This window comes from Methanoculleus sp. UBA413, assembly GCF_002502935.1.
Classification (GTDB): Archaea; Halobacteriota; Methanomicrobia; order Methanomicrobiales; family Methanoculleaceae; genus Methanoculleus; species Methanoculleus bourgensis.
Window position 1 is genome coordinate 1 of the sequence record NZ_DAQR01000096.1, and the last position, 4,341, is coordinate 4,341.

5 protein-coding genes are annotated in these 4,341 nt (G+C 64.1%); all 5 read left to right on the plus strand.

The annotated features are described in order from the left end of the window. On the plus strand, positions 1 to 624 hold a 624-nt coding region (locus tag BP858_RS07900; RefSeq protein ID WP_286879229.1), incomplete at its 5' end, for an FHA domain-containing protein. After that, positions 614 to 1,885, plus strand: a complete 1,272-nt coding sequence (locus tag BP858_RS07905) for a serine/threonine-protein kinase (protein ID WP_286879230.1) — start codon at positions 614 to 616, stop codon at positions 1,883 to 1,885. The genes BP858_RS07900 and BP858_RS07905, both read left to right, overlap by 11 nt. After that, positions 1,882 to 2,595 (plus strand): potassium channel family protein, encoded by a 714-nt coding sequence (locus BP858_RS07910; RefSeq protein ID WP_238320481.1) that lies wholly within the window; start codon positions 1,882 to 1,884, stop codon positions 2,593 to 2,595. Before BP858_RS07905 ends, BP858_RS07910 begins: the two co-directional genes overlap by 4 nt. A gap of 104 nt (positions 2,596 to 2,699) precedes the next feature. Beyond that, the gene (locus BP858_RS07915) at positions 2,700 to 3,443 is read left to right on the plus strand and encodes an SIMPL domain-containing protein (RefSeq protein WP_238320480.1); all 744 of its coding nucleotides are present in this window, start codon (positions 2,700 to 2,702) and stop codon (positions 3,441 to 3,443) included. Positions 3,444 to 3,548: 105 nt separating this feature from the next. After that, complete coding sequence (locus BP858_RS07920; RefSeq protein WP_074175112.1) at positions 3,549 to 4,211, plus strand: MBL fold metallo-hydrolase; 663 nt, start codon at positions 3,549 to 3,551, stop codon at positions 4,209 to 4,211. Positions 4,212 to 4,341: the final 130 nt, after the last annotated feature.

Below are 4,341 nucleotides of genomic sequence, written 5' to 3' on the forward strand. Positions count from 1 at the left end.
GAGAACACGAAGAAGCACCTCGACAAACTCCTGAGCATAGGCGTCGTCAAGAAGGAGGCCGGCCTCTCCCGCCCGACCGCAAAAGGGGTTCACCCGGTCTGGAAATACTCGCTCGTGCCCGGGGGGCTCGAGGCGATCACGAGGAGCCTCGGGCTCTTCTCGAACCTGAAACTGACGCTCACCGATGCCGTGCTCGCGAAGCGGCTTGCCGGGGTTCGGGAGGCGTTCTCGGGAGAGTTCTCCGGGCAGCTCCCGGCCGCCATCCTCCTCGGCGGATCGGAGGACGGCAGGACCTTCCCGCTCGGGCACGACACCATCGCCATAGGCCGGGCGGACCCGGACGCACCCGGTCGAGCGGGACAGGATATCGTCCTCGGCGAGGAGTACGCGGCGGTCACCCGCGTCTCACGGCCGCATGCCCGACTCACCCGCAACCGGGATGGTGCCTGGCTCATCGAGGACTGCGGCAGTACGGGCGGCACCTTCGTGAACGGCACACCGCTCGACCGGCCCATGCGCTGGGAGCTCCACGACGGGGACCTCGTCGAACTCGCAAAGGGCGCGGCGGGGGCAACCCTCGTCCTCGTTCTTCCCGGGGGGACGCCGGTGCTGGATGCTGCCTGAACGGACGGCCGTCCTGCTCCTGCTCTCAGCCCTGCTCCTCTCAGCCGCCTGCCCTGCTGTATTGGGTGCGGGGGGACCACCGGAGCATTCCAATGCCGACGCTACGGCTATCGAGGCTGCCGGCAAGCAGCCGGGCGATGATACGGACACCGCCCCTGGAAAGAGCGGGGCAGCCCCCGGCCAGAACAAGGATAAGAAGGCCAGGGATACACCGGAACCGACACCGACCGGGACAGCCGGTGAGGCGCCGCGACAACCCGGCCAGACGATCGCCGAGCCGTTCCCCTGGGCATGGATGACGCTGGCCCTCATCATTCTCGGCGGTGCATCCGTGCTCGGTGCCGTATACCTGCAGAAGTCACGGGGAGCGGATGCCGGCGGCGATCCGGGCGCAACCATCCTCCCCGGAGCATACCGGACCACGCCCTCCCACCCGGCCGGGTTCCCGCCCAAACTTGCAGAACGCTATGACCGGGTCGCCTTCGTCGGGAGAGGCGGGCTCGGGCAGGTCTTCTCGGCGGTCAGGCGCGATGACCGTCGAACCGTAGCGGTGAAGATCCCGGTCACCTACGACGAGGCGACTGGAAAGACCTTCATGAAGGAGATGCGGCTCTGGGAAGACCTCGCCCACGAGAACATCGTGGCGGTCTACTCGGTCAACATCCTCCCGGTACCGTTCGTCGAGATGGAGTTTCTGCCCCGGACCCTCGCAGACCTGGAGAAGCCCGTCCCGGTCGAGACCGCCACCCGCATCGCTGCAGGCATCGCCGCCGGGCTTGCCTACGCCCACGGGAGGGGCGTCGCCCACCGGGACATCAAGCCGGAGAACATCCTTCTCGCGAACGACCTGACGACCCCGAAGATCACCGATTGGGGCACAAGCACGACGCTGGCGGCGAACCGGGAGACCACCATCGCCGCCGGGTTCACCCTCGCGTATGCGGCCCCGGAGCAGATCGCGCCCGAGCGGTTCGGGAGGACCGATGCCTGGACCGACATCTACCAGCTCGGCATCGTCTTCTACGAACTCGTGACCGGGAAGACCCCCTTTGCCGATGAGAACCTCGCCGGGTTTGCCGGGGCGGTCCTCCATGAGCAACCGGCTCCTCCCTCCCTGATCAAGGAGGGACTCGCGGAACTCGACCCGATCATCCTCAGGTGCCTCGCAAAAGACCCCGCCGACCGCTACCAGTCTGCCCGGGAACTGCTGGACGCGATCGAAACCCTGATGTGGGAAGCGGGCGACACGACGCTGACGTGACCCGCGAAGGGGAGGGGGACAGGGTGAGGCCTCTCGCCAGGCTTCTCGCCCACGCCAGGGCGAGGCAGTTTCACTACCTGCTGGCATCGCTCATCCTTCTCCTCGTCATATACCCCTACGTGGTTGCGGGGCCGACCGGCCCGGTCGCCCTGACAGTGCTCTCGTCCATCATCCTGATCACCGGGGTCTACGCTGTGAGTTACCGCCGCCGGCAGGTCGTGATCGCAGTCCTCCTCGCGGTCCCCGCCTTTCTCCTCGGGTGGCTTTACCTCGCCACCGGGGTCCCCGCCCTCGACAGCGCCGGAAGCGTCTTTACGCTCCTCTTCTACGCCTCCACCGCACTTATCGTCCTCTCCCGGGTGCTCACGACCCAAAAGATCACCACCGACACCATCTACGGGGCAGTCTCTGTTTACCTTCTCATGGGTCTCACCTGGGCAACCGCCTACGACCTCGTCGAGAGCATCCATCCGGGATCGTTTACGGCCGATCCCGGGCATAACCCCGACGGCACCTTCGCGTTCCCCGAGTTCATCTACTTCAGTTTCGTCACCCTTGCGACGCTCGGTTACGGCGATATCACGCCGATCACCAACCAGGCCAGGTCGCTCGCCCTGCTTGAGGCCGCGAGCGGGACCATCTACATAGCGGTCCTGATCGCCCGCCTGGTCTCGGCGCTCGGGTGGTCGCCGGAGACCGACAGGGAGTGACGGTAACAGGAAAGGAGATATTTTCGGAAATCCCCCCATTAAAACTACGAAAATTCCCGTAGTTAAAGCAAGACATTTATTCTCGCCAGATGAAGTGATGATTGATGTCAATGCGAGGAAAGATAGCATTTCTGGGGATCGCCCTGATGGTCCTCTGTGCCGCGGTGATCGGGAACGTCACCGCGCAACAGCCGGAGGAATCCAAAGATAAGCTGATCCATGTATCAGGCACCGGCAAGGTGACGACCACCCCTGACCTGGCCATCATCGTGCTCGCTGTCGAGACCGAGAACGCCGATGCCAAAATCGCGCAGCAGCAGAATGCCCAGAAGATGGACACCGTGGTCAACGCCCTGAAGGGCGCCGGCATTCCAGCAAAGGACCTCAAGACCGCCGGCTACACCATCATACCGGTGACCGAGCAGAACGACAAACCCCTGGTGAGTTCCAAGATCAGGTTCTACCGGGTCATCAACAACCTGGAGATCAGGCTTGATGCCGTCGACCGCACCGGTGAGATCATCGACCTCGCTGTTGCGAGCGGCGCAAACCGTGTCGACCGGCTCTCGTTGACCTTGAGCGACGCAAAGCAGCAGGAACTCCGGTCAGAGGCCCTGACCGCCGCGGTTGCGCAGGCACGGGGTGACGCGGACGCGGTCGCGGCCGCCCTCGGCAAGACCATCGTCGACGTCAAAGAGGTCAACGTCGGGAACAGTTATGTGCCCATGCTCTACGACAACCGCTATGCGGCCATGGAGAAGGCAGGGGGGGCCGCCGTCCCGACCCCGATCGAGGTCGGTGAGATCGACGTGACCGCCAGCGTCTCCATAGCCTACGTCATAGCGTAATTCCTCAACCGCCTCCTCATTTTTTTTCGCCTGCACCGGATTCTTGCCCCATCGCGAAGCATAATCTCCCGGGAGAAGAGACCAGAAGGCAGGAGTCTGTTTTTGATGCCCACCCTCACCGAGGTCTACAACAACATCCCCTTCCGGGAGGGACTCATCCCGGACTGGGGGTTCTCCTGCCTGGTCAACGAGGCAGGGCTGCTCTTCGATACCGGGGCAAAAGGAGACGTATTATTATCGAACATGCAGGCGCTCGGGATCACACCTGCAGATATCCGGTATCTCGTGCTCTCCCATGACCACTACGACCACACCGGGGGGCTCCGGGCGGTCCTCGCCGCAAACCCCTCAGTGGAGGTCTTCGTCCACGACGGTTTCTCCGCGCAGACGCTCGGGCTGATCCGGGAGTACACCACGCCCGTGATCGTCGACGGGTGGACTGAGGTTGTGAGCGGCATCACCGTGACCGGCCCGCTCGGGACCGATATCAGGGAACAAGCGCTCGCGATCGCCATGGCTGGCGGTCTCCTGGTCGTCACCGGGTGCGCACACCCGCATATCAGCCGGATCATTGACCGGGTTTCCCGGGACGGCCCGGTATGGGGAGTCATCGGCGGGCTTCATACCGTCACCGATGAGGATATCGATGCCCTCGCTGGGGTGGCCTACCTCTCGGCCTCGCACTGTACCGATAAGATCAGGGAGATCAGGGAGAGATACCCGGAGACCTTCCGGCCGGGGGGGGCAGGGACGGTGCACCGGGTCTAGTGGAGCATTTCAGTTAACATTTCCCATGAAAACCACCCCGATTTGGCGAGTGAGGGATCAGGGCTCTGTTTGCGCCCCCGGTCCGGCTTGTACGGGGAGGGAGCGATCCCCCTCCCCGGCCCCCACCCCC